The organism is Roseovarius sp. (assembly GCF_965228755.1).
Taxonomy (GTDB): Bacteria; Pseudomonadota; Alphaproteobacteria; order Rhodobacterales; family Rhodobacteraceae; genus Roseovarius.
Genome location: NZ_CBDDIG010000005.1, coordinates 1,430,710 through 1,455,279, shown reverse-complemented (window position 1 = coordinate 1,455,279; position 24,570 = coordinate 1,430,710). Strand labels below are relative to the sequence as shown.

The 24,570-nt window shown below is 59.5% G+C and carries 15 protein-coding genes and 2 pseudogenes; 11 read left to right on the top strand and 6 right to left on the bottom strand.

Annotated features, from left to right (window positions below; translation table 11 throughout):
• Positions 1 to 270 precede the first annotated feature (270 nt).
• Complete coding sequence (locus ACO07J_RS10670) at positions 271 to 735, bottom strand: very short patch repair endonuclease (RefSeq protein ID WP_422028802.1); 465 nt, start codon at positions 733 to 735, stop codon at positions 271 to 273.
• Positions 736 to 802: 67 nt separating this feature from the next.
• Here ACO07J_RS10670 and dcm point away from each other — a divergent pair, with 67 nt between their 5' ends.
• Positions 803 to 2,428 (top strand): DNA (cytosine-5-)-methyltransferase, encoded by a 1,626-nt coding sequence (gene dcm / locus ACO07J_RS10665; RefSeq protein WP_422028801.1) that lies wholly within the window; start codon positions 803 to 805, stop codon positions 2,426 to 2,428.
• Between the two features lie 26 nt (positions 2,429 to 2,454).
• On the opposite strand, the gene ACO07J_RS10660 is transcribed toward dcm, so the two are convergent.
• Genes ACO07J_RS10660 through ACO07J_RS10645 form a run of 4 tightly spaced genes read right to left on the bottom strand, consistent with a single transcriptional unit; the run spans position 2,455 to position 11,314 of the window.
• On the bottom strand, positions 2,455 to 4,131 hold the full coding sequence (locus tag ACO07J_RS10660; protein WP_422028800.1) for an NERD domain-containing protein: 1,677 nt from the start codon (positions 4,129 to 4,131) through the stop codon (positions 2,455 to 2,457).
• A gap of 2 nt (positions 4,132 to 4,133) precedes the next feature.
• Complete coding sequence (gene drmB / locus ACO07J_RS10655) at positions 4,134 to 5,954, bottom strand: DrmB family protein (protein ID WP_422028799.1); 1,821 nt, start codon at positions 5,952 to 5,954, stop codon at positions 4,134 to 4,136.
• Positions 5,951 to 9,109: a helicase-related protein gene (locus ACO07J_RS10650; RefSeq protein ID WP_422028798.1), complete on the bottom strand. Its 3,159-nt coding sequence runs from the start codon at positions 9,107 to 9,109 to the stop codon at positions 5,951 to 5,953. The genes drmB and ACO07J_RS10650 overlap by 4 nt, the downstream gene beginning before the upstream one ends.
• Positions 9,110 to 9,139: 30 nt before the next feature.
• On the bottom strand, positions 9,140 to 11,314 hold the full coding sequence (locus ACO07J_RS10645) for a UvrD-helicase domain-containing protein (RefSeq protein ID WP_422028797.1): 2,175 nt from the start codon (positions 11,312 to 11,314) through the stop codon (positions 9,140 to 9,142).
• Positions 11,315 to 11,643: 329 nt separating this feature from the next.
• Between ACO07J_RS10645 and ACO07J_RS10640 the strand changes: the two genes are divergently transcribed.
• A complete protein-coding gene (locus ACO07J_RS10640) occupies positions 11,644 to 14,616 on the top strand; it encodes a hypothetical protein (RefSeq protein ID WP_422028796.1) in 2,973 nt (990 codons plus the stop codon).
• Positions 14,616 to 17,588 carry an SNF2-related protein gene (locus ACO07J_RS10635; protein WP_422028795.1) on the top strand — a complete coding sequence of 991 codons (2,973 nt, stop codon included), beginning with the start codon at positions 14,616 to 14,618 and terminating at the stop codon, positions 17,586 to 17,588. Before ACO07J_RS10640 ends, ACO07J_RS10635 begins: the two co-directional genes overlap by 1 nt.
• Before the next feature lie 47 nt (positions 17,589 to 17,635).
• Here the strand turns inward: ACO07J_RS10635 and ACO07J_RS10630 are convergent.
• Positions 17,636 to 18,113, bottom strand: a pseudogene (locus tag ACO07J_RS10630) (transposase); the annotation flags it as partial.
• A gap of 52 nt (positions 18,114 to 18,165) precedes the next feature.
• Between ACO07J_RS10630 and ACO07J_RS10625 the strand changes: the two are divergent.
• The 8 genes and pseudogenes from ACO07J_RS10625 to ACO07J_RS10590 all read left to right on the top strand — a co-directional run bounded on the left by ACO07J_RS10625 (position 18,166) and on the right by ACO07J_RS10590 (position 24,546).
• A complete protein-coding gene (locus ACO07J_RS10625) occupies positions 18,166 to 18,438 on the top strand; it encodes a P27 family phage terminase small subunit (RefSeq protein WP_422028794.1) in 273 nt (90 codons plus the stop codon).
• Positions 18,439 to 18,447: 9 nt separating this feature from the next.
• Positions 18,448 to 18,984: a phage terminase small subunit P27 family gene (locus ACO07J_RS10620; protein ID WP_422028793.1), complete on the top strand. Its 537-nt coding sequence runs from the start codon at positions 18,448 to 18,450 to the stop codon at positions 18,982 to 18,984.
• The gene (locus ACO07J_RS10615; RefSeq protein WP_422028792.1) at positions 18,981 to 19,763 is read left to right on the top strand and encodes a recombinase family protein; all 783 of its coding nucleotides are present in this window, start codon (positions 18,981 to 18,983) and stop codon (positions 19,761 to 19,763) included. The genes ACO07J_RS10620 and ACO07J_RS10615 overlap by 4 nt, the downstream gene beginning before the upstream one ends.
• A pseudogene (locus ACO07J_RS10610) lies at positions 19,714 to 20,001 on the top strand (DUF6441 family protein); the annotation flags it as partial. The gene ACO07J_RS10615 and the pseudogene ACO07J_RS10610, both read left to right, overlap by 50 nt.
• 17 nt (positions 20,002 to 20,018) lie before the next feature.
• Entirely contained in the window at positions 20,019 to 20,237 is a 219-nt protein-coding gene (locus ACO07J_RS10605) for a hypothetical protein (RefSeq protein ID WP_422029790.1), read from the top strand.
• 91 nt (positions 20,238 to 20,328) lie between these two features.
• Positions 20,329 to 21,369 (top strand): hypothetical protein, encoded by a 1,041-nt coding sequence (locus ACO07J_RS10600; protein WP_422028791.1) that lies wholly within the window; start codon positions 20,329 to 20,331, stop codon positions 21,367 to 21,369.
• A 9-nt stretch (positions 21,370 to 21,378) separates the two neighbouring features.
• Positions 21,379 to 22,122 carry a hypothetical protein gene (locus ACO07J_RS10595; RefSeq protein ID WP_422028790.1) on the top strand — a complete coding sequence of 248 codons (744 nt, stop codon included), beginning with the start codon at positions 21,379 to 21,381 and terminating at the stop codon, positions 22,120 to 22,122.
• 393 nt (positions 22,123 to 22,515) lie between these two features.
• Complete coding sequence (locus tag ACO07J_RS10590; protein WP_422028789.1) at positions 22,516 to 24,546, top strand: AAA family ATPase; 2,031 nt, start codon at positions 22,516 to 22,518, stop codon at positions 24,544 to 24,546.
• Positions 24,547 to 24,570: the final 24 nt, after the last annotated feature.

Genomic DNA, 24,570 nt, shown 5'->3' with positions numbered 1-24,570 from the left:
CAAAGTCAACGCAAGCACCACTGCACGCATTCGGGGGCGGCTCGTCCTGAACGGCACGACGGAAATCCGCAGCTCCTTCGGTGAAACCTCGGCCATCCATGTCACGCTCGCCGCCGCCATCTGACAGCAGACCTTGGTGCCGCTGCCGGAGGGTGATACGGTTGAGGTCCAAGGATATTTGCGGGTCGCGGACGGCCATTTCGCCGGAGACCACACGTCCTTCTGGGGGGACCAAGATCGGCTGAATGAGCGTTCAATTTTAGGGGCGTCTCAGGGCAACTGCGCCTCTGTGTCGCCGATTTCGATCTGGTATTCCTCGGATCGTAGCCATGCTGAAAGTCTGTCTACAGACGCGGCAATCTGATCCGTTTTCCTGAGCGCGCATTCCCACACCGTTGCAACGCGCCACCCGTCTTCCAGAAGCCGCCCGCGAACTGCTTTATCCCGAGCGACGTTCGCCTCGAACTTCGCCTGCCAGAAGTCCTGACGGGTCGACGGGGTGGTGGCGTAGCGGCACCCCTCGTGACGATGCCAGAAACAGCCATGTACGAAAACGACGGCGCGATACTTCGGCAGAACGAGATCCGGTCGACCGTGGACCGCCTTCGAATGGAGGCGAAATCGGAAACCGCGCGCATGCAACGCCCGCCTCAGCGCTAGCTCAGGCTTCGTGTCTTTTCCACTGATCCCTGCCATCATGCGCGACCGGGTCTTCTGATTCACAATATCTGTCACTTGCGTCCTGGTTTTCGTGCCTGAACCTAGTATACACCGGCTGAATGTAGTTCGTCAGGAGACTGATTTGCCTTCGACTTTCGGCATCGTCGATCTGTTCGCCGGCCCCGGCGGACTTGGCGAGGGGTTTGCATCCCTTGTCGAGGATGGCCACTCGCCGTTCCGGATCGGCATCTCGGTCGAGAAGGAAGCATCGGCGCACCGAACCCTGATGCTGCGCGCGTTTCTGCGCGAGTACCGGTTGCTTCATGGCAGCTTGCCGAAACAGTTCATCGATTTTCATGCGGGAGAAATTCCTGAACCGGACTGGTCGGAAGTCGACGCGTCTGCTTGGCGGTTGGCCGTCGAGGAGGCCCGCGGCCTCGAGCTCGGCACCAAGGCCGCAGCAACAGCGATCGATGCCGCGATCGAGAAGCTGAAGTCGGGGTACGACGACACGATCCTGATCGGTGGTCCGCCGTGTCAGGCGTACTCCCTCGTGGGTAGGGCCCGGTCGAGGGGCAAGGTCGGCTATGTGCCGGAGGAGGATGAACGGCATTACCTCTTCCGCGAGTACATCAGGGTGCTCGACAGGCTCCGGCCGGCAGCCTTCGTTATGGAAAACGTCAAGGGCATGTTGTCCTCGACGGTCGAGAGCCGGCTCGTGTTCGAGATGCTGATGGAGGACCTTACCTCCCTCGGCAGTGGCCATGGCCATCAATACGAACTCCGTGCCATTCGGGTCGAAGACGGGAAGGTCCGCCTGCTGGAGGCGATGCGACCTTCTGACTTCGTCGTGCGTGCCGAAGAGTTCGGGGTTCCGCAGCGGCGTCACCGGGTAATCATCGTCGGGATCAGGTCCGATCTGGCTGGCAAGACGGCGGGCGCCTGCATGGCCGCCCCCGAGCGTAGGCGAACGGTCAGTGACGCGATTGACACGATGCCGCGCTTGCGCAGTGGCATCAGTCGAGGAGCGGACAGCGCTGCAGACTGGCGCGAGGAGGTTGTCGAAGCTGCCAGAATGCTGGCGCGCATTTACCCCGAGAAGGAGAGCGAACCATTCCGCGAGGCATTCTCTTCAGTAGCAAGGCGCACGGCGACAGAAGCGCCGGGCAGTCGGAAGGACACACGACTTGCCGAGGGCTACGGGGGGTCGAACGATGAACTGCTTAACTGGCTCGAGCGTACGGACCTTCGCGCAATTGCCCAGCACGAGACGCGGGGACACATGACGTCGGATCTCGGCCGCTACCTTTTCGCAGCCGTGTTCGGGGCCGTCCGTGGTTACAGCCCGAAGGCCGCCGATTTTCCGCTCGCGCTGAGCCCAGATCATCGCAACTGGCACAGCGGGGTGTTCAATGACCGGTTCCGGGTCCAGCTGGCCGATGAGGCTTCAACCACTGTCACGAGTCACATCTCGAAGGATGGTCACTACTTCATCCATCCGGATCCTCTGCAGTGCCGCAGCCTCACGGTGCGCGAAGCTGCGCGTCTTCAGACATTTCCCGACGACTACCTGTTCATGGGAAACCGGACTCAGCAATACGTCCAGGTCGGGAACGCCGTCCCGCCGTTTCTGGCCCGCCAGATAGCACAGATCGTGTTGAATGCTATCTTAGGCCTTAATTCTGCGAGCAACGGCACTGATCCTCAACAGCCGGATATGTCATCGGCGGATGCGCATCCGACACAGAACAGCCTGTTCGACTATTGATAAGCATTCGCTTTGTGAAGCCGACTTCACGGTCCAGCGGCTGCAACCTCCTGCTTGAGGCGCGCGATGTCTTCCGCAGTCCCGATGAGTTCCAGCAGGACATTTGCGCGGCTTGTCGCGACATAGATCAGTTCGGGATCAGTGAGACCTTCGATGCCGATCAGGAAGATGCATGGACGCGACAGGCCCTTGAAGCGCCGAACCGTGTCAAGGACGATGTGATCAGGCCGCACATCATCGGCACGGCAGGTTGGCTTGCCGGCGATCCTTTCGCCAAGAGCAGTCAAGGCGTCACCTGTTCCTGAGAGCACCGCAATCTGCCCCGGCGCTACTTGACCGGAGTTCAACATTTGCGAAATCCGCTCGTTCAGGCGCGCGAGGGCCATCTCGCCGTTGCGACATGCCATGGTTCCAACCGGCTCTCCCTCAGGTCCTGCAGGGATGCTTCGTCGGCCCTGATACCATTTTGCCATCAGGGCATAAATCCGTCGCGTGTTTCGAAGATTCCTTGTCAGTGCGATGGACGACGCCGGGAGAGCATCTATGAACCCCTTTTCCGGAGAAAACAGGCGCTGATTGTCGTCGTAGAATACATAGAATCCGCCGGTCTCCGGGTCGTTGATGGTGAGGCGCAGGGCGTGCAACCAGGAATCTCGAAAATCCTGTCCCTCATCGATGATGACAGTATCGAAGCCGAGATCGGGGTTGTTGCTGACCGCCTCCACAAGGGCCTCGGGAAGAAGGTGGTCGAACACCGATTGGTCTCCATCAGAGGGCAGTTCGACGCCAGCCTTTTGTGCGAGGGCTCGGCAAAGCGCATGGAAACTGGCTACCACGAGGCCTTCATTTCCCTGACAGATCGTTCGAAGATGGGCGGCCAGCGGCGCGTTGTAGCATGTCAGAAGCGTAAGTCGCCCGTCAGCGGCCGATCTTGTGGCCTTTTCAACGGCCAGCACGGTCTTTCCACTGCCCGCACCGCCCGAAATTGCCATTTCCTTGTTGTCTGCGAGCGAGTCGAGGATCCACGACTGTTCGGCGGTGAGCCGCTCGATGGTTTTAGCATCGTCGGCGAGGCTGATGCCGATGTGGGCCCTGAGTTCGAAATGGCTCGCAAGTAGCTTTTCCAGCGCTCTCAGGCCATCCAATCCCAAAGCGCTTTCGCGATGGTCGTCGCCTTCCGTCATCCGACGGACAATCCAGCGGTCGAGGGTTTTCATGTTGTCCCCGAACGCGATGATCTCGAGCGGCGCATCTGGTGCCAGCGCTCGTCTAGGTCGGGCACTGCCGGGAAGGATAGCGCCATGGCGTGCTCTGACGAAACGACCGCTCAGCGCCCGACTTGCATTAAGGCGCTTCAGGAAATGGTGCTTGCTGCTGCGTGCCTGCGACAAAGGATTCTTGATCCGGAACTTGAACCCGTCACGGTCCTCACTGAGCCACTGTCCGTTGGCTTCGCGGCAGCTCACCCTCCCGCCCTTTACCTCGAGAAACAGCAACCCGTGTTCCGCATGCGCGATGATGAAATCCGCTTCTCCGTCGAACTCGGCACCGTCGCGATCCGCTTCATGCCAGGAGCGCGAATAGTAGCAGTTGTAATCCCCTGGCAGCTTGTCCCTCATGCATTCGTAGACGCGGACCTCCGAAGACAGTTTCGGATTGTCAAGAACATGACGTGGCAGTTCCCTTGGATACATGCGGGCCATCTTCAGGACCTTCCATCCAGAAGCTTGCGGAAGAAACCGAGTTCAGGGTTCGCCGGTGTTCCGACCAGCATGCCGCGATCAAGGTGGCGGTTGAAATGCTCGCATGAAGTTTCCGGAAGAAAGGTGCAGCAGTGACAGGCCGAGGATCCAGATCCTTCTGAAAGCGAGAGGATGCCGCTGCTGCAAAGCGGATCCGAAGAGCACCACTCCAGGTCCCGCAGTGCGGCGAGCAGGATCGGGCCAATCTCGCTGGTGCGGCCCTTTCGTGACAACCCGCCCAGTGTTCCATCGGAGTCCGGTGCGGACGTGTATAGAAGAAATCCGCACATCCCGCCGGGACCTCGCGAGACGTACAACCTCTCTCGGATGGACGCAGTCGAGTACCCGCTGTCGAGTGACAGGCGCTCCGACAGCGCGTGGGCCGTTGTGTGTATCAGGAGCAACCTCGCCGAGATCGTCATGGGGAAGGGGCGATCGCTGCCGTTGTGGTCTTGCCACGCACGCTCGGCGGCCTGATGCGCTTTTGCAGCCCTGTCGATTACGTTCGGGTCGTTCTCCCAAGTACGTAGGGCTGTCTCGTCGAAGTTGATGAATATGCCTTCACCGCGGACCTCGATTGCCGGAAGCCAGTTCAACTTCTTCTCGGACAGCGGAGCCACGAAAGCGCTGTTGTCAGCGGCCTCCACCGGGCTGAGGCGGGTGAATGCCTTGAGAGTTCGGACTTCGCGCAACCTCTCGACCGAGACTACACGGTCCAGAACGCCCTTCAGATCGCTCGGGATCACCTGAGGCGAGATCTGGAACTCTGGGAACTCTTCTCCGTCGGGGCCGCCCGAGCAGAGCATCAGGTGCTCGTTGGGACGCAGGTCGCCGGTCTTGTTGTCCAGCATTGTCAGCAGGGTCAGTATCCGCGCGGTCAAATCTTCTGGCTTCGTGTCAGGCTCGGGCCACACGGGAAGGATTCGTTTCCGCACGAAGTCGGGAAGCTGCGCCCTGTCGTCCAGCGCAATGATGTCCGGCCAGAAATCCTCCAGCATGTCCCGGAAGGAACCACCGAATGGCGGCACGTCAAGCGCGGAATCAATTACGGGGAAATAAGCGTTCGATGCACCACGCTGAATGGCAACTGGCGCATGATTGCAGGTTTCTGGCTGCTTCCTGAGCCACGGTGACCTGCCGTCGCATGAAATCTTGCCCAGCGCGCTGGGGGACAGGGCACCGTCCAAGTCGCGTTCGGACTTGCACTCGGTGCAATGTACCTTAAGCCCCTTCAACCCGGCGCCTTCCCCGATGAGCTTGAGAGGCTTCTTGCGGGAGCAGAATTTGGCGTGCTTCGGCCATGACATCCAAGGAAAGTCCTGAAGATGTCCCGCCGGACACGTCACGATGAAGCGGACCGGTACTGCATATAACTTCTTGATGCGCTTGCCTCGCCCGGAACTGCAGGAAGGGCACCAAAGCTCAGGTTTCCCGATCTCGGAACTCCAGAAGCGGCTACGCTGAAGGAGGTTGCACTTCGGACAGACATGCCAATCCGGGAACCTGTACGCGGGCAAAAGGCGTGGTCGCTTTTCCCTGCCGACTTTTTCGTCTCCGACAGGAGGTAATCTGAACCCGTTCACCTCGAGCCTCGCCTGAAGTGGCTCATGATGAATGCGTTGATCGTTCAGAAGCCCCTTCTTGATAGCCAGTTGATCCCAGGCCTCAAGGCCAGCCGCCACCACGGAGACAGGCGCGCCGTTCTCACCTCTGAAGTCGATGATCGCACCAGGGCCATTGCCCGTCAGAACCTGACTCCGGCGAATTTTGCCGATCGGCTTCATTGTGCTGTCCCCCTGTCCGATCCACCTTCCAAAAGCACATACGATGCCGAAGCTTCAACGGAACGCAGCGAGTTCGGGGTCGGCTTCTGCCCGGCAAAGCGTGCCTTGTTCCCACGCTCCGCTGCCGCTTCCGCCGAAGTCAGAAGAGCTTCTCCGTAGTCTTGCCAATAGTCCTTCAGACCCTGTCGGTCGAACCAGTCGTCAAGGAACGAGTTTAGTTGCGTGCGTGCAGCATCTGCCTCGACGGGATCAATCCGCTCGATGCGGGCAATTACGGTTTCGAGGAGTGTTTCAGCTTGTCTTTGATGGTGTTCGATTGCGCCCGGATTCTCCATCCCATGAACCAGATGGCGCACCATTGCGACATACGGAGCATGAAGTGCGCGGTCGCGCGCACGCGGGGCGAAGGGGGTCACGCTCGTCGCTTCCACATCCCGGTAGAGACTTCGATGCCAACTGGCAAAGGTCTCGTATCGGCTGCGATCGCGGGACTTGGCCGCATTGAACAAGGTGATCACAAGCCCTGGCGCCTGCTGGCTTCTGCCAACCCGGCTGGTGGCCTGGATGTACTCGGCAATTGTCTTTGGCTGACCATTGACTACCATCAGGCCCAGCCGGGAAACATCCATCCCCACCGAGATCATGTTGCTCGCCAGAACGATGTCGACGTGGTCGGGATCGCTCCAGGCGCGCTCAAGATCCTTGAGATATTTCGGAATGTCGCTGGAACGGACACGGCTGGTGAGTTCGATCTGCATCCCTGCGTCGCGTTCGACCTCACCCGATCTGCGTCCGGCGTAATCCCGGATACTGCGCGCAACGTCATCACGCATTAGAACGAGTGCGCCACCCAGCTCCCTCAGAGAATTGAAGTAATTGACGAGGGTCCAGTATCCGTTGCGTCTGTCTTCCGGTAACGTCGCGTCGGTAGCCGCCTGAAGCAAAGATGCCGCGACAGCCTGTTGAGTGAATTTGGCCGAGCGACCGACTGTCGAGATGCCAACATAGCGACGGCCCGGCACGTCACGATTTTCGATCGCAAAACCCGAATTGGTGTGATCCAGCCCAGGCGGGGGGAACTGAAAGGATCTGCGGTCAAACAGTGCCTTGATCTGATCTTCTGCTCTGCGGATTGTTGCCGTTGATCCGATGATCTTTGCCCTTACGCCCGCTCCTGAGCGACACAATTCATCGATCGCGGTCTCATAGAGCCCAGCGAGGCTGCCCAAGGGACCGGATATCAGGTGGAGTTCATCCTGTATCACCAGTTCCGGGGAGTTCGCCGCCGTTCCGATGCCGAACAGGCAACCAGTTTTCTGATTTCTCGTGATCTGCGCGTACTTGTCGACCGTGGCGATCAACAATGTCGGCCGCTCTCGATAGACATCCTCGTCAACGGTCCAGATCGGGAGCAATGCCAATTCCTGCCCCACGTCACATGACTTCGTCAGGCAACGTACCTCCACACGGCTTTTGTCCGGCGAGATCTTCCAGTCGAGGACTTCACGACAGCATGGGCAACTGCGCAACTGAGCCGGCGAGCTTTCCGCCTCCGTACCGAGTACCTGCTCCGCCTGCAAAACCGTGTTTGGTGTGGCACCTTCTCCGACCCAAAGTCCGAGGGAAATCGGCATATCCGTAGCGAAGTGTGCGGGCAGGTTGACATTTCGCAGCTTGATCTTGCCGCGCCTTACCATCTCGCAGGCACAGATCAAAGCAGCTGCGCGCTCGAACTGCTGGATGGTCAGAAGTCTGAGGGTGTAGCGCATGAACGTTGTCACGCCCGCGCCGCTCGGGTTCCCCGCTGCCCGGAGACGACGCAGGAAGATCGTGAAAGCTGTCAGTAGAAGATAGGCCTCGGTTTTTCCACCACCGGTCGGAAACCAAAGCAGATCCATCGTCTCGCGATCGCTGGAGTCGGGGTTTACGATCGACTCCAGACACAGAAGCGCGAAACCGAGCTGAAACGGGCGCCAGATCAGTTCGGGAGGCTGTGGATTGATGCGCCATGAGTACTGAAGCGCGAGAGCGGTGTTCGCGAGCCTGAACGCGGTCAGCACCTCGGGTGACGACTCCAAGAGCGCAATACCAGATCGCATCCGCTGTTCAGCGGTTCGGCAGCGCTGCATATGCACTTGTGCCTGCTTGACATGCTCCTGCGGCATGTCGAGCGCTGCACCTTCCATCCTCGCAACCCATTGTGCGTAGGCGGCAACGAACGATTTCAGTCCTGCGACGAGACCGGGGGCGTCTTCGGATGCAAGCCATGACGCCGCAAGCGGCAACCGAGCCTCGCCCTGCCGAAACTCGGCATCGCCTTCCGCGCTGACGACATGGACGGTGGCTTCCGGAAACCAGCTGGTCCTCACTTGGCGTACCGTCCCATCAACGGGCTCGTCCCACGTCGCGGAACACGTGTGACCCACTGCGAATTGCTGGACGTCCCGATACAGCAAGGCGGACGAACGGGCATCATCTTCGTCGCTCGCCGATCCGGCCCTGTCCGGCTTTGGAACGAACTTGCAATCGGCTTCGCATTCTACACTCAGCGAAAACTGAAAAAGCGCTGCTTCTTCGTTGGCTGCGCGACTTCTTTCTTCGGTCGGCCTCGCGTCGTTTGTCACGGCGAGCGTCACGAGCAGAATATCACCCCAAGGGGCGATCCGGCAGTGCAAGGATGTTCCAGAAAGCCCGTTGCTTTCAAGGCTGATGACGGGGGCCGAGTGCTCGCGCAGTTCCGCGAGTTCAAGTGGCACCTCGGCGAATTGAGGATCTCGCCGCCAACTCTGCGCCCGCTTCCTGTCTGGACCGGCGCTATCTTCGGCCGCGCTTTCAGACCTGTAACGAGCCCCGTCCACCCGAAGCCGCAATCTGGGCGCCGAACCGCTTGGTCGGATGGCAAAGGAAAGACCAGCCGAACTTGGTCGGAATGCCGAAGCTGCCTTGACCCCATCCAGCGCGGTCCCCACCGACTCCGCATCGTCGGCATCGCTCGCTTCGTCGTCATCTTCCGGCGAAATCGTCGTGCGAGGCGGGAACAGGATTCCGGTAAGGTATCGATCAGTCGGTCGATCCGAGATCAGTTCGTTCGGCCACTCCGGGCCGATGAGATCGACCTTCATCCGTTCCAGGAGCGTGTCGCGCGCATCAATCATTTTAAATTCTCCAGACATCAAGATTATCGCTCAGCGAGGAATGCTGCCAAAGCCGCCAAGCAGTGGCATGAGCGCAAGGCTCGGGGCCTCTCCGGACCGCCCGGGCACTACAACCGTAGTCGCTCCAACGACGGAAATTCCCGCGACCACTTCTGGAAGCGCGGAATCCGGCTCGACCTTTCGTAGCGCCTGGATCAAGTCGATGAAGCCATGCGACAGGCACCCCATCGCGGCTCCGTCGTGCTCTCCGATTCTCAGAACCAGACGTCCGTCTGTATCGGGATAGGCCGCCACTCTCGGTTCATCGTTCGACGCACGCCAAATGCTCGAGATCGCTTCCGCCTCGTCGAAGACATGGCCCGAACGCACGAACTCGGCCCAGTCGACGAGATCTCCCTCAAGTCCGATCTCGATCAACCTATCATCGGGATGCGCGGCCCAGTAGCGTTCCGGGTCCCCGATCTTGTAGAATTTTCTCGGGCTGATCCACCCTGTCCGCAGTTCCGTGCTTGCGCGGGTTGCTCCAACGTACAAGGTGCGCGCTTCCTCCGCCCAGTCAACACGGTCACCGTACGGTGCCCGCATGAGCAGCAGCATGACCCTGTCGGCTTCTCTCCCCTTGATCGCATGGATCGTCGAGAGCAAGGGTCCCGAGCTCCCCTCATGATCACTGAGGAGATTAATGGGTGGATCCTCAAGACCTTCGGCGATGTTGCCAACAGAGATCATATCTCGACCCGAAGCATCGAGGTCGAGCAGGATCTCCCAGCACTCCTCAACTTTCCGCCATGGCGCCGGGCTCAGTGCCTCATGGAGGGAACGAAAGTCATTCTGCGACATTCGGGTCGTGGCCGGAAGACCGCCCAGAAGTGCGCCGATCCATGCCTCAATTCTGGTTGGGCGGTCGGGGAGACGGAGCCGGAAGCTTCTGCCAGCAGCGCGCATTTGTTCGGCAGCAGTGAACAGGCCTCGACGGCTTCGTGTCAGGATCAGGCCGCCTGTTGTAGACGGATGAAACGAAAACCCTGTTATGTCATTCTCAACTGCAGCGCTCCTGATCTGCTCTCGAACATGAAAGTAGCCATCCCGTGAACCCACTGGATCGCCTCTCAATGTCTCGCGAACTGAGGAGAACATTTCCTTCAAGGCTCCCGTCCGGGTGCGGTGGTCGCGCCCAAGCTGATCGCACGTGAAATCGGCGCGCTTCGCGACTTCTGCGAGCAATGTGGAACCCGATGTGCCCCTGCGCTGAAAGCCGTAGATCGATTGTGCAAAATCCCCGAAGACCGTTATACCGCAGGCGGGATCGAGCAACGCAAGAAGCGCCTCGCACATCTCCTTGCGGTCGCCGACGAGATCCTGCGCTTCATCAATGATCACGTGTTCCAGTTGACCAAGTGCATCTGCAATGAGTGGGTTATCCGATCTCATCAGTCTTGTCGCAGCCCGAATGCCTGCTTCGTGGCCGCCTGAAGAGCCCAAACCAGCATTTGCAAGCAGCCGCGCTGCGAAAGAGTCGAACGTCCTGACTTGTAGCGCGGCGGCGTTCGGTAATTCGCCCAGGCGGTGACCGATACGGTCTCGAAGCTCTGCAACCGCGATGCGCGTGAAGCTGAGTAACAGTATACGCGAAGGGGCGAGACCCTCTCCCTCCACAAGGGAGATGACACGCTCACAGGCCACATGGGTCTTACCGCTCCCGGGGCCAGCCTCGACCACCATTCTCAGTCCAGCAGGAGCCTTCGCCACGCGAAGCTGGGTCTCATCGGGCACAGCGACCAGACCCGAAGAATCGAGGGGTGCGAGGCCGAACCATTCATTGAGGAAGGAGGCGTTCTCTTCGCTGATCGACCATTTCTGCTCGACTGGGTCGAAGGTTCCGCTGAGCGAAAGTGCTCTGCGCAGTGCAGCAGGCATCTTGCCGTCTCCAGTCCATCTCCCGATGGGCTCAATGGCGTGGTTGCCAATTAGGGAAACGGGGTCATCAAATGACGCAAGAACTTCGACCAGGCTCTCGGTCGCGCCGCCAGTGACTTCGGGAAACAGATCTTCGGAACCTGTTCCAACGGAGATGCCATGATCGCCGAGGGCTACGATCGTGCCGTCCGGCAGTGCGACCCGACGCTCCGGCAGGGTGACCAGAACTGGCTCGTCGCGCACCGTGCCGTAGCCAATGTCCTTCAACTCGCACAGCACGTCGATCACTCCGGTTACTCGGACTGTGGCGTCAACGCGGTCCATGTTATCCAAGAACTGCAAAACCCAATTCACAACTTCGGCGCGGCTTAGCCCACGGCGCGCATGGACGATGCGCCGGACCAGATTTGCGATGGCTCTTGTGCTGCCGTTGGTCGGTAGGTCTGGCACGTACCGGCCGGGCGCAAGCGCAGTTTCAGAAGTCACACAGCACCCCTCTTTACACCTCCCAATTATGATTGACGTTCTGATAGTTAGTAGTCAACCTTGAGGTGATTGCCTCGGACTGTTCTTGCGGCGGTCGTGTTCCGCGACCTTGTACGAACTCGGATGGAAAAATGCATGGTGCGAATGTGCTGACCGACCAACATCAGGCGCTCGCCGAGCGCTTTGTTGGACTTGCTCAGACACGAGGCCAACTGCCGGTATTTGCTATCGAGCACGCGCTTGACGAGCCAGCGCTGGAAGAACTGAGAAGGACGGTCTCGCGACAGATTGAGGAGGATCCGCAACTCGCGGGAGCAGTGTGGTCGTGGAACTATCTTCCGTTGCTGGTGATCGCAACGGAGGTGGGGTACCGATACCGCGGCACCGGAACCGATTTCTGGCCGGTACTCTCTCAAGAACTCGGGGTAGAGGCGGGGCCTGCATTCCGTTACGGTCTGTCTCGGCTGTTCGAGCTCGGACATAGCAAGATTCGCCTCGCGCGACCCGGCGACAGCCCGTGGGAACGCCATTTCCCTCATATCTCATGGCCGATCGGCAACTCAGTGGTGCCTCTTGAGATTCAGCCCCAACTTACAGACGCCCTCAGACGTGCTGTCAGGGCAGGAGTCTCAGCCGATGATACGGACCGGCTGCTCGACTACCTGAGAGCGCTTGCAGCGGGGCATGCAAGTCGTCGCTTCGAGAACTGGCTCCTTCAAAGGGATGTTGCCTTGGAGGTCATGCGCAGGCTACTTGCCCCTGAGTTGGAAGGCTGGCTGACTGGGAGCCTTCTCGCGAGAGTCGACCGGGATATCCGAAAGGATTGGGGTGCGCTTCGAGCAATCACCGAGGCAAGGAAGACAGTCGCAAGGAGAACGGCACGCCTAACCCAGATTGCGGCATCCCGCTATTTTCTTGCGCTGAGGGATGACGAGCCAAGACATCTGGGCATTCGTGGGCCAACTTTGCCGGCCCAGCTGCGAGATGAAGTGATCGCCGCTTTGCGCATACATGGCGACCGCATACGGGCGGTTGACGGGATTCATGTGATCTCGCTTCGCGCATTCCTTGCTGGTGGTGAAATCGTCCTGAAGAATATTGCTCCTCTCCCGATATCTCCGTTGCGCCGCGACGACGCTGTCGATCTTGGTGAGGGAATTGCAAAGACCACTTTGGAACGTTTGCAGCCGCTTGAACCGGAGTATTTCGCTGTCGAGTCCAATGGCCTTGCAGCTCACGCCGTTTTTCCAGGCGAAAAGCTTCAGCCCGAATCCAGGATCCTGCAGCTCATTCATGCAGGTGAGGACGATAACGTCGAAACGCGGACCCTCGAAACATCCAACCCCTCGGATATCGAGTTCTTGCGTCGCCGCGGGTTTGTGATAGCGGACCGCGTTCCAACTCTGCGGCTTGCTGGATTGCCTGCGCCCGGGGCTTCAAGCAGGTTCATTGATGACTTTCCGGTTCTGGTATCGCAGCGGGGAGTGGCGGACGCTGAATTCCTTCTCGATGGAGCGGTGACCTCAGGCGATCCTCTGAGTATCGGCGGCACCGATTGGAAGGCAATCAGACCGGATGTTGGTCTTCATCTGATCGAACTGGCCGAAGGTCGAGAACTCGACAGGCTGGAGTTCGAAGTAGTAGAGCCGCCGGACATTGAACCGGCCATGGTGAAATTGTTGCCGGCCAACGCAAATGTCTCCGATCTCGAGACAGGCCGACTTGAGATCAGAGTGACTGCTCCCCTTGCGCTTGAGGCTGTTCCGATCCGCATTCGAGTGGTTTCCCCGAACGAGCCGGCGCTCGTGGCTCGAGGTGTGATCGACCGGCTTCCGGCGAGGCTAACGGGACGTTCTCCGGTGCTGTATGAAATCCAGACAAAGTTGGCTGGGCAGCGAGCAAACGAAAACGGCTTGCGACTGCATGTCGAAGCCGAGGGTCTTCTGGAGAAGGTGTTTTCGCTTCCACCGGTTCGCCGCGAGATACGTTATGACGGGGAGACGGGCGAGTGGACAAGGAGCGGCGAAGACGCAGGAGCGATCCCTTCGATCACGGCGACGGTCGTTGCGCCTCTTCTTGGGGCAGCAGGGGACCGCAGCCCGGGAGGAACCCGGCTGGTACTGCCGGATGCGGCCGACCACGAGGCGCTGACGGCGGGCCTGATCCTTTCCGGATCGGAGTCCACTCGGCTTGGCCTGGGAGATCGCAGGAGAGTGTCACTTCCTGCATTACTTCGGGAACCGACGTCAAACGAGGATGGCGTTGGAATAATCGAATTGGCTCGCGCGAATGTTGCGTGGCAACTTGCAGAAGCGAATGACCTTCTTGGAAACTGGCAACGATGGTCGGTGGTCGAGGAGCTTGAAGCTGCGTTGATCGAGCAGCTTTGCGGAGCGAGATGGCGCAGGTTGGAAACAGGTATCGATCTCTCGATTCTTTCCCCGCATGGCGCGCTTCTTCGTTGTGCCGACGCCCTTGGCTTGGTCTCAGGCGAGGACTTACCGAATATTGAGAACGCTCACGATCAGGAATTTCTGCGAGAGCGACTGGCCGTCCGCCTTCGAGAAGCTGTGCCGGACATCTCGGAAGCGCTGTTGCAGTGGACTGAAGATCTGGCGGGAGAACTCGATCTTGCGGTTATCGATGCATATGAAGACTTGCGACAGAAATTGGAAGCGGACGGTATTGAAGCCTTCGACGAAGTGGACATGGTCCGTCCCGCAGACTCATGGCGCGATGCGCTGGAACGCTCGCGCGAAATCCCGCTGCTTCCGATGTTCCGCCCGTTCATTCTGCCGGAGGCGAGGTGGTCGGCACTTATCAAGCCCTTTTATAGCGAGCTTACGGAGGACGACTTGGTCGATCTTCTTGACTCTACCCATGTTGACGCCTCCAGACGACCCGGGCTCCGTTGGCTCGGACGTTCCGAAATCCGAACCATGTTGCAGCTGTGGCTTTCACCGAAGGCAATGGTGGAAACAGAAGGTTGGCGAGAGTTCGTGGCAAAGGGACTTTCGGACATCCGAACTAGCAGAGCCGTTCGTTATGTTGCGCTTCGACGCAAACTCGCGCTCGGAGACCTGCCGAACGGGAGTGCCATCTGATGGACCACTACCTTAGATTCGTGAATTGCATACAGGCGTTGCGGCGAAGGGTTTCGGCTCTCGATATTGGTCTGGGTGGCGCCCTCGGGGTCGCCGCTGACCCATTGCCCCACCAGATTGCAACTGTACGCCGGGTTCTTGGAGACTCCCACATTCGTCACTTGATTTCGGATGAGGTGGGACTCGGCAAGACCGTGCAGGCATTGATGATCGTGAATGCCCTGCGCTGGCAACATTCCGCACACCGAACACTTGTGATTGCGCCGGACAATCTGTTGGCGCAGTGGCAGGAGGAGTGCTGGATACGAGGCCACGTGATGCCGGCTATCGCCGGTTCGATCGGAGATGGCATTCAGGACGAACTGTCGCCAGTCACGTTAGCGCGTCCACGCGATCTGATGACACGTCCTGGACAGGGTGCGCGAACACTAAGCGCGGATCCTGCTGTGTTCGATTTATTGATCGTTGACGAGCCCCAAACGATGCCGCGAGACGCGATTCAAGCCATTTCGCAGGCAGCGGACGAGTTCCGGCAAGTTCTTGTCCTATCCGCCACTCCGAGACTCGGCGATCCTGCCTGGCGCGAACCGATCTTGCGAATGATCGAGCCGGAGGCTGCCGCACTTGCGCGGATGAAGGGCCGCACCGTAGCTGACATTCTTCAAGACCGCGAGGCAGCGACAATTGCGGCTATTGACGGATCGGATAGCCCTGAAGACTGGACCCAGGGCTTTGTGCAGTCGGGAGCGGCACGGCGCATCATAAGGAACGGTCGCTCCGAATGGGGCGAACATCTGCCGCAGAGACGCAATCATGAGGTTCGGCTGCAACCACTTACTTTCGAGCGAATGCGGCATGAGATCGCTGCCTTGGTACTTGCGGACGCAGATCCAGCCGAAGGCATCCAAGGACCTGCCTGGACAGCTGCACGCGCCCTGCAGCGCAGCGCGAGAGCGGCGCGGACGGTTCTGACAGAACTTGCGACACGGGGAGGACCTCTCGCTCAGCTGGCAGAAGCCGCACGCCTCAAGTTACTCGAAGATCCCGGTGACAGTCGCCTCGAAGCATTGCTCGATATCCTTTCGGAGCAATGGTGCCATGACGAGGATCGCGCCTTCATCATTGTCTGTGGAGACAATCCAACCATCGACATGCTGGGCGCAGCGCTTCCAAGGTATTTCCCTTTCCTATCAGATGGCATCTCAGTGCTTCGGCGCCCTGCAGCGACGGATGTCGAAGGGGTTACCAATCTTCGCGAAATCCAGGAAACGCTTGCACCGTTGCTGTCCGGCGAGAGCCGCCTTCTGCTCGTCGGCGACTGGGTGCAAGCAGGGCTGAACCTTCACCACGTGGCCCAAGGGATCATCTTTTTTTCTTTGCCTTGGGAAATCGATGGTATCGATCAGCTGATCGGGCGGGTGGACCGTCTTGGCCCCACGGGCGACCGAAAAGGCTCGAGACGTGTCATCGATATCTGGCGCATCCTGATCGAAGGTTCTCAGGAAGCCGCGATTGCCGACACGGTCGCGGCACTTGGTGTATTCGACGCTCCGCTGCCACCACTTTCACCCTCAGAACTGGCTGAGCTTCAGACAGTGCTGGGACGTGCTGCTATCGGGCGCAAGGCAGCCCTTTCGCTTGCTCCACTTACGGGAAACGGCACCGGACTGCCTTCTCGTTTCAAGGAAGCAAACCCTTTCACCCATCAACAGGCAGCTGATGAATTCGATCAGTGGCTTCAGAAGCCTTGTCCAGCGCCGGCGATGCTTTCTGAACTCTCGCGCGCAACGGATACACCAATACGGCGAGAAGAGCGAGCAATCGGTGCATGGCTGAAGTCAATAATTGCTTCCCGCGATTTCGACATCGGGTATCGACGTGACAAGGTCGATGACTATGGGTTCCAGACGATCTGGTATCATGGCGTTGGCGAAAAAGGGCGCGTGGGCGATAGCCCTTTCGCTCTACCTGGTGCGTCGCGGGAGAACTGGATGTCGGGACATGTCCCGTTCATCTATCGTCGAGCGGACATCTCTGCACCGCCTCGGAAGATCGTCTTCACGGACGATGGGGAGCGTTCAGGAGATGGGGAAAGATCTGGACGCCCGCTACGCTTTTTCGATCACGGGGCAGAGCTGCACGATGGTCTGGTCGCCGGCTACACAGCCGCATGCTTCAATGGTTTCGGAACAGCAAAGCCAGTTGTGCAGACGAGCGTCAGGTTGCCCGAAGGCCACCCGGCAAGAGGGATTGGCCCACTGGTGATCATTTCCGCAGCGCAGATCGATCCATTTCCCGATGGACTGCTTCCTCCACTTTGGACACCCAAAGCAAAGGAAATCCTCGAATCCGCGCCGACAGATGCGCAGAGGCGAGCGCTCAGCGCCGACCGCTATGGGCTTCAAGCCCTGTTTCAGGCGCTCCAGCGCAAGATCAGGATTGCGGCGCCAGCAAGGTTCGCTCGAGTTGGGTCCTGGAAAGCACGAGATGGCTGGCAGGATTTGACAGTTGATCAAGTGGACCTGTGCCTGCAGCCGATAACTGCGTCCACGAACAATGCGTTGGCCAAGGGTAGAACTCCACTCGTGCCTCTCGAGAAGCATGAGGTTGTGAACGTGATCCGATCTCGACAGTTGGCAGCGATCACCTCACAGGTGGAGCAACACAAGGCGTCGGTCCTGAATGGTGTCCGAAAAGAACTTGCAGGCTTCGCCTTGCAAGCAAGCGCCCATTTTCAATCAGAGATCAGAAATAGTGAGCTGGCCTTGGAGCGTCGGAGGCAATCACCACCCGAAGCTGGTCCAGTCGAACTTTGGCAGGGTCAGGTGGCCGCTTTGGAAAAATCACTCGCGATGGCCCGTTTGAACTATTCGGAAGCCACAACGCTCATCCGTGACATTGCTGGTGGAAACGTTCTATTTGGGCGAATTCAACCCTGCATGGTTCTCTTGGCTCTCGTCGCCGACGAATGACGGCAATGCGAAGTCTGAACACCTCATGGGCGCGACCGGCGGCTGGCGCGGCGCAAGAGCACGAACAGGCGCCGGTATCCGAACCGGCGCCGCTCGTTCGCCAGATCGCGCAGCTTGCCCCGCAACTCAGTGTCCGCGGGACGACAGGAACGGTAGCGGATCATCTTGCGATCCGCCCCGACAAGGCGGCAGGCCCGCCGCTCCGACAGGCCCAGCTTGACCTGCAGATGCGCAAATGCTTCGCGCCTCGTGGCGGGCCTTACCATTTTTTGAGAGCAGTTCCCTCATCGCCGCCGTGTCCAGCATCTGCTCGGCCAAGAGCTTCTTCAGTTTTGCATTCTCGTCTTCGAGCGCCTTCAGCCGTTTGGCATCTGAAACCGTCATCCCGCCAAACATCGCCTTCCACGCATAAAAGGTGCCTTCCGACATACCGTGCCTGCGGCACAAGTCAGCGCACTTCGCGCCGGCCTCATGCTCGGTCAGGATGCCGATGATCTGTTCTTCTGTGTATCTCGTTCGCTTCATGGTCCGTCCCTTCGTTGGGCCGGACTCTAATTCCAAATGGAGGAAAAATCCCGTGGCAGGTCAAGAGGCCTATGGCCGGTGGGTCGCCGCGGAGGCGGCGCTCGCCCGCATGGCCGAGAAGGATGCCGTGACCGAGGGGCTCATCGTCCGCACCAAGGCTGGAAACGTGATCCACAACCCGCTGGTCGGTGCTGCGAACAAGGCGATGGCGGACATGGTGCGCTACGCGGCCGAGTTCGGCTTCACGCCGTCATCGCGCTCGCAGGTCTCCGCTCTGGAGACGCCCGATGAGGACAACCCCTTCAGCTGGTTCGACACGGCATAGGAGGTCCCGATGCGCGGCCGCAAGCCCACACCGAAGGCCGGAACGCTGGCCAACACGCCGATGGGCGCGCTGCTACGGTGCCCGGCGCATCTCAGCGACGTGGCGCGCAAGGAATGGCGGCGGCTGGCCACGCCGCTCCACGAGGCTGGTATCCTCACGCTGGCCGATCGCGCGGCGCTCGCGGCCTATTGCCAGGCCTATGCCCGCTGGGTGGAGGCCGAGGAGAAGCTGGCCGAGACGCCCACTCTGCTCAAGACGCCCAACGGGCACGTGCAGCAATCGCCCTGGCTGTCGGTGGCCAACAAGCAATTGGAGTTGATGGGGCGCTACATGCCAGAACTCGGGCTGACGCCATCGGCGCGGCGGCGGATCGACATGCCGCTTGGGGCGGATCCGGAGCCCGTGGACAAGATCGAGTTCGTCGTGGTCTACGAGGGTCAGGACGGAAACCGCATCGAGAAGCCGCTGGACCGACCGGCCAACGATCGAGATTCGGAGGAGCCAGGCGATGGGATCACCTGCTACGAACTGGATTCTCGTATTTGAATCAAGATATTGAGTTCCAATCCGGTGCCGTCGGATGTACACAACTGCGCAACCAACGTTACGCAGGTTTGTACATGGTCAAAAGGGCTGACGCGGATCTCAGGCTTGTGGCCTACGAGCGGGTCTCGACGGCGCGCCAGGGGCATTCCAGGCTTGGGCTCGAGGCGCAGCGTAAGGCCATTGAGGATTTTGCCACATCCCGCGATGCGCAGATCATCGGATGCTTCACGGAAGTCGAAAGCGGACGCAAGACAGATCGGCCGAAACTCGCGGAAGCATTGGGACTTGCGAGGCTGAGAGGGGCAACTCTGGTCATTGCGAAACTCGACCGGCTCTCCCGAAATGCGGCTTTCCTTCTCACCCTGCGCGACAGCGGTGTCCGCTTCGTGGCCGTCGACATGCCCGAAGCCAATGACCTGACCGTGGGCATCATGGCGCTGGTAGCCCAGCAGGAGCGCGAGGCGATCTCGCGGCGTACCAGGGAGGCGCTGGCCGCGGCGAAGGCGCGTGGGGTGAAGCTGGGCAATCCCAATGGCGCGGCCGCGCTGAGGCGCGCCGGGAAGGGTGGAGGGGCGCTGAGAGCGGCCGTGGCCCACAATGCAGACGAATATGCGTATGGGTTGGCGCCGGTGATCGGGGAGTTGCAGTCCGCGGGCGTGACGAGCCTGCGGCGGATTGCGGATGAGCTGAACGCACGGGGTGTGCTCACCCGCCGCGGTGGACGGTGGCATGTGTCGAACGTGCGGAACCTTCTGGCGCGTCTCGATCGGGTCGGTTGACCCCATCACCGCCATGGCCGCTGAGGTGAAGACGGTCGAGAAGGCCGTCACCTTCGCAATGCGCGAGGCCGGAATCGGGCTCAAGACCGCGTGGCGCTGCGAGATCACCGGCGCGGGACCCGGGTGGTGGTTAGCACACTCGATCCTGCTGAAGACCGGCGAGAGCCTGAACGCCGCGACGCTGGCCTGGTCGAAGGCGCCCGCCATCCTCGACGCCCACGATACCGGCCCGCTGCTCCGTTCGAAGGAGGGGCTTTGGTTGACGATCCCGATCGAGGTCGCCGGGCATTGGCGTCGCGCTCTAAGAAGGACCGCAACCAGGTCACCGAGGCCATTTTCTTTCTGGTCCCGCGGGTCAAGCTGCCGAAGCATCTCGACCTTGATCGCGATGCCGAGTGGGCACATGACAGCGTGCCAAAGCTGATCGTGGCGAACTGGGTGGAGAGCCGCACAACTTCAATGGCAAAGGTTTGACAGAGGAAACGGTCTGTTTGAACTGTGTCGACCACTGCATCGCGCGATGTTAGAATCGCTACCACATCATATCACTTAAAAGGATAGCATTATGCGCTTTGTATTGATGTTCGTACTCTTAACAACTGCCAGCGAAACCGGCGCCGAGGTCTGCGACCGTTCGGAATTCCGCCTGCACGATTACATTGAGGGCGACGAGCCAATCACGCGGGAACGCATCGATTTCAGCTTCGAATCTGGCGTCATCCGGCATCGTGACGGTGCCCGTGAAACCGTCTATTGCATCTTGAATAATCACGACGAATTCCCGGTTTACGTCAAATGGCATGGCCCCGATCCGCAAAACCTTTTTGTAGATTACGCTGCTGCAGGGCAGCTTTGGACGGCCAAGGCCAAGAAGCGTTACGAAGATACAGATGCTGGCGGACGCAGGATCGAGTTCGGGACGTCGCCGAACTATGGCGATGAGGAAGAAATCGACACATTGTTTTTTGCCTCAGGTCCGGTAGGGCAATCTGGAGCGCTAGGTTCAGCGCCGATTCCCGTCCAGGCCACTCCGCTCGACCTCGTAGGGATGAGCCTTCCCGACGCGCTTCAGGACCCCTCGGCGCTAGATGACTTTCTCGAAGCCTATCGCGCGTCGCCGGAAGGTGGTGAGGAACTTCTGATTTTTTCCTATTCCGCAGGCTGGCTGCCGGCAGATATCGACGCTCTAACTCAATTGGCCGAAGGCGAAACACTAGAGGGGTATGATGGCCCGTACATCCCGGTTAGTTACGGCCTGCGCTCGGCGCTCGACATTGAAACGCGTCTGGCCACGTCGACGCTGCGGTTTTGGCTTGGTCATTTTGGCGTAGATCGCGAAGCCTTGTCGCTGGCTCAGGAATTCGGCACGCTCGACTCTCTGGAATTGCTTTTTTTGCCCGGCGGCTTCGAAGACATCAGCCAGCTCGACGAAGGCAAACCATTTGTACTGGCCGATCAAGTCTTCGAGGCGGGCGAGGCGCAGCAAGTCATCAACCAGGCCGGGTTTGCCGACGGTCAAACCGGAGCGATAGTTCCATTCGCAGTGGGTATTGGCTTCGAAGGTCAGCCGTTTTCCGCGATCCACGCCGAGATCATCGCCAATTAAGGGCCAGTGATGCAGGTTTTTTTCGAACTTGAGAAACTAAAACTGCACACAGAGCAAGGTGAACCGCTGCACGAAGAGGCGTTCGAGATTTGGCAGGACGCCAGCGACCTTGCGGTCCGCGCGCTTGCCGAGATGCCCCGCGACGACGCCGAAGACCTTTGCCATCGTCTTGCCGCAACGGCAACGCGCGCGCTGACTGCGGGCCGCGATCGAGAGGTGATCACCAACCTTAACGGCGCAGTGCGGACCCTCCACAATGCTGTTGAGCAGCGCCGTGCCAAGGCTTTAGGACATGCGCTGTGTATTGCTTCGATCGTCTTTTTACTTGGTCTCGCGCTTGGCGCCTTCTGGATTTGGATCAAACCATTTGCACCGTGGAACGCCTTGCCCCGCGGCTTCGACCTAGCCGCGAATTCGGTGCTTCTCACTATAGGCTGGAGTGGCTTCACGATGGCCGGCTTCGCCTTTGGTTGGCTGTTCTTCCGCGTTGCCGTACTGCGTGTTTCAGAAGGTCAGGATCTCACGCGGCAGGCGCACATTCTGGACCGCGTCCGCGCGCAAATCTTGTATATAGTGATGCTGTCGATACTGCTCAACTTTTTCCTTCTGCACTTCGAAGGCTTCGAACGTATCAATCAGACACTCTCGGTCCAGCTTACATCCGCGCCATGGGCTTTGCTTCTGGGCGTTGTTGCCGGGCTAGTGGAGCCGACACTTTTTGATCGTCTCCGCGCGGCGCTGAAGTTCCTTTAAAAGTAGCGGCGATCTGGCATCTGAGACTTTGTCCGGGAAGACAGGTCAGGTTCCCATAGATTGCCAATCGTCACTCCCGATAGGCAATTATCTTGCCATGGGAGTATCCTGGCGCAATTCGCGTTGGCCAAGAAATCAGAACCAATGCACTCGACCCGCGAAACCATCCTCGCCGCGCTGCATGCGCGTTTCTTGGCGCTGCCTGACACCTCCCTCCGCGGCGACGTGCCGTCCGAGCGTGTGCCGGTGGAGAGCCTGCTGATCCTGCGTAACGGCAAGCCTGGGGAGCCCAAGGGGACACTGCGGCCGATAACGAAAGACCAGCGATCTAGGTGCGTCCGTATATGACGTGTCTGCGAGATACGTTGTCCTCATCACGAAAGAGGACAAGACATGACGCGATTCGAAACCCATCTACTTCTCACCTGTGCATTGAGGATCACGGATGCTTTCTCGCATCGAAGCAAGGTTGCCGTCGAACTTTCAGACTGGCTTGAACGCAACCCGCTTGGCTTCGACTGGGACCCTGGTACGTCGCCGTTTTCACATACACATCTTGCGCGTGATGAATGGTTGGACTTGAAAGGCCGGTTGAAACGCGAGCGTACCCGACTGCGCCGTGCGAGGCCCGATGCTTTGGCTCGCAATAGTACCGCCCTTTCCAGTTATCTTGGCCTCAACACAGTTGAAGCCGATATATTTGCCCTATCTGCGCGTGCTGCACAGGGCGGACCTCTCGAAAGCCTGATAGACAAGCTTGTGGATGATGCCCGCCTACCCATCGATCAGGCCGTTGCCTGCCTGATCGGCCACCGAGCCTCCCAAATCCGCCAGGCGATGCGCGCGGAGGGCCGGTTGATGACGTCCGGGCTTATCTCGCGTGAACAGGGTCGACACAGCAATTATGGCCTGTCACCGAATTCCCGGCTCGCCCGTTCGTTGGAAGCACCTGCTCGTGGTCTGCAGGACATCCTGAACGGCTTGTTCTCTTCTCCGACAACGGCAGAAACGACATGGGAGGATTTCAGCCATCTCCGCGAAGAGAGGGACTTCGCGGAACGCCTGCTTAAGGGCGCAATGAAGCGTAAGGCGCCGGGTGTCAATCTGCTGCTCTATGGCCCGCCCGGAACCGGCAAGACCGAACTATGCAAGGTTCTGGCAGCGCGCCTCGATGCGCAACTGTTCGCCGTCGGCGAAACCGATGACGATGGTGAAGAACCGTCCCGCTCAGAACGTCAAGAACAACTCCGCCTGGGCCAACGTTTGCTGGCTGGCCGGAAAGACGCGCTGGTTCTCTTCGACGAGATGGAAGATCTGTTCGATCAGCCGAGCGGTCTTTTTATCGGAAACCAGCGCCGTGGTGGCTCGAAAGTTCATCTGCACAGGCTGCTGGAAACGAACCCGGTGCCCACACTCTGGACGACCAACGACATCTCGGACTGCGATCCCGCAATGCTGCGTCGCATGACTTTTGCGATGGAGCTTCGACGTCCGCCGCAGGAAGTTCGTGTCCGTGTGTGGGCGCGGTTATCGGAGAAACACCGCATGAAACTGGACCCGGCCACGCAGGCGCAGCTGGCGCGCGAGGTTGAAGATCCGCCGGCGTTAGCCGCGAATGCTTTGCGTGCGGCCAAGCTGGCAGGCGGAGGCACGTCTGATTTGCGACTTGCAGTTTGCGCGTCGGCGAAAGCCGTGCGTGGCGGACGCGAGCCTGCTCCAGTCAAAAAGGAGCAGGCGCCCTTCGACCCGGCGCTGGCTCACACCGACGTCGACTTGGACACCATCTTGACCCGGCTCTCAGGACCGATCGCGCCACGTGAGGTCTCGCTCTGCCTCTCCGGAGCGCCAGGTACCGGCAAGAGCGCGTTTGCCAGGCATTTGGCCGAGACGATGGGTCTGCCGGTCGTGCAGAAAAGGGCCTCTGACCTAATAAGCCCATTCGTTGGTCAAACCGAGGCTAGGATTGCGGAGGCATTCGCGGAAGCCCGGCAGGAAAAGGCTTTCCTGATCTTCGATGAGGCCGACAGCTTCCTTGCTTCGCGCGAAGGTGCCCAGCGCAGCTGGGAGGTGAGCCAGGTCAACGAGATGCTGACATGGATGGAGAGCCATCCGCAGCCTTTTGCCTGCACGACCAACATGCCGGACCGGTTGGACACAGCCGCACTTCGTCGGTTCACCTTCAGAGCAACGTTCCTGCCGCTGACAAAGGAACAGCGAGAACGCGCTTTCCGGCAATTCTTCAGCTTAGATGTGCCACGCGATCTGGCCGCGCTCGAACTCTTGACGCCAGGTGATTTCGCCGTCGTAGCCAAACGCGCGCGTGTGTTGAACATCCACGACCCGGAGACGCTGTTACAGGAACTCGAGCGCGAGCATGTGGCCAAGCCGGGAGCACGGGCGGCTGTCGGCTTCCGGCATGGTTGAAACGAGGGGCATTTCCGTCCAGCA

Excerpts from the sequence above, each read along its gene's own strand:
- ACO07J_RS10590 (WP_422028789.1), top strand. The coding sequence starts at position 22,516 with ATGACGCGATTCGAAACCCATCTACTTCTCACCTGTGCATTGAGGATC.
- ACO07J_RS10650 (WP_422028798.1), bottom strand. The coding sequence starts at position 9,109 with ATGATTGATGCGCGCGACACGCTCCTGGAACGGATGAAGGTCGATCTC.
- ACO07J_RS10600 (WP_422028791.1), top strand. The coding sequence starts at position 20,329 with ATGCGCTTTGTATTGATGTTCGTACTCTTAACAACTGCCAGCGAAACC.
- ACO07J_RS10595 (WP_422028790.1), top strand. The coding sequence starts at position 21,379 with ATGCAGGTTTTTTTCGAACTTGAGAAACTAAAACTGCACACAGAGCAA.
- ACO07J_RS10660 (WP_422028800.1), bottom strand. The coding sequence starts at position 4,131 with ATGGCCCGCATGTATCCAAGGGAACTGCCACGTCATGTTCTTGACAAT.
- drmB (WP_422028799.1), bottom strand. The coding sequence starts at position 5,954 with ATGAAGCCGATCGGCAAAATTCGCCGGAGTCAGGTTCTGACGGGCAAT.
- ACO07J_RS10620 (WP_422028793.1), top strand. The coding sequence starts at position 18,448 with ATGCGCGGCCGCAAGCCCACACCGAAGGCCGGAACGCTGGCCAACACG.
- ACO07J_RS10640 (WP_422028796.1), top strand. The coding sequence starts at position 11,644 with ATGCATGGTGCGAATGTGCTGACCGACCAACATCAGGCGCTCGCCGAG.
- ACO07J_RS10635 (WP_422028795.1), top strand. The coding sequence starts at position 14,616 with ATGGACCACTACCTTAGATTCGTGAATTGCATACAGGCGTTGCGGCGA.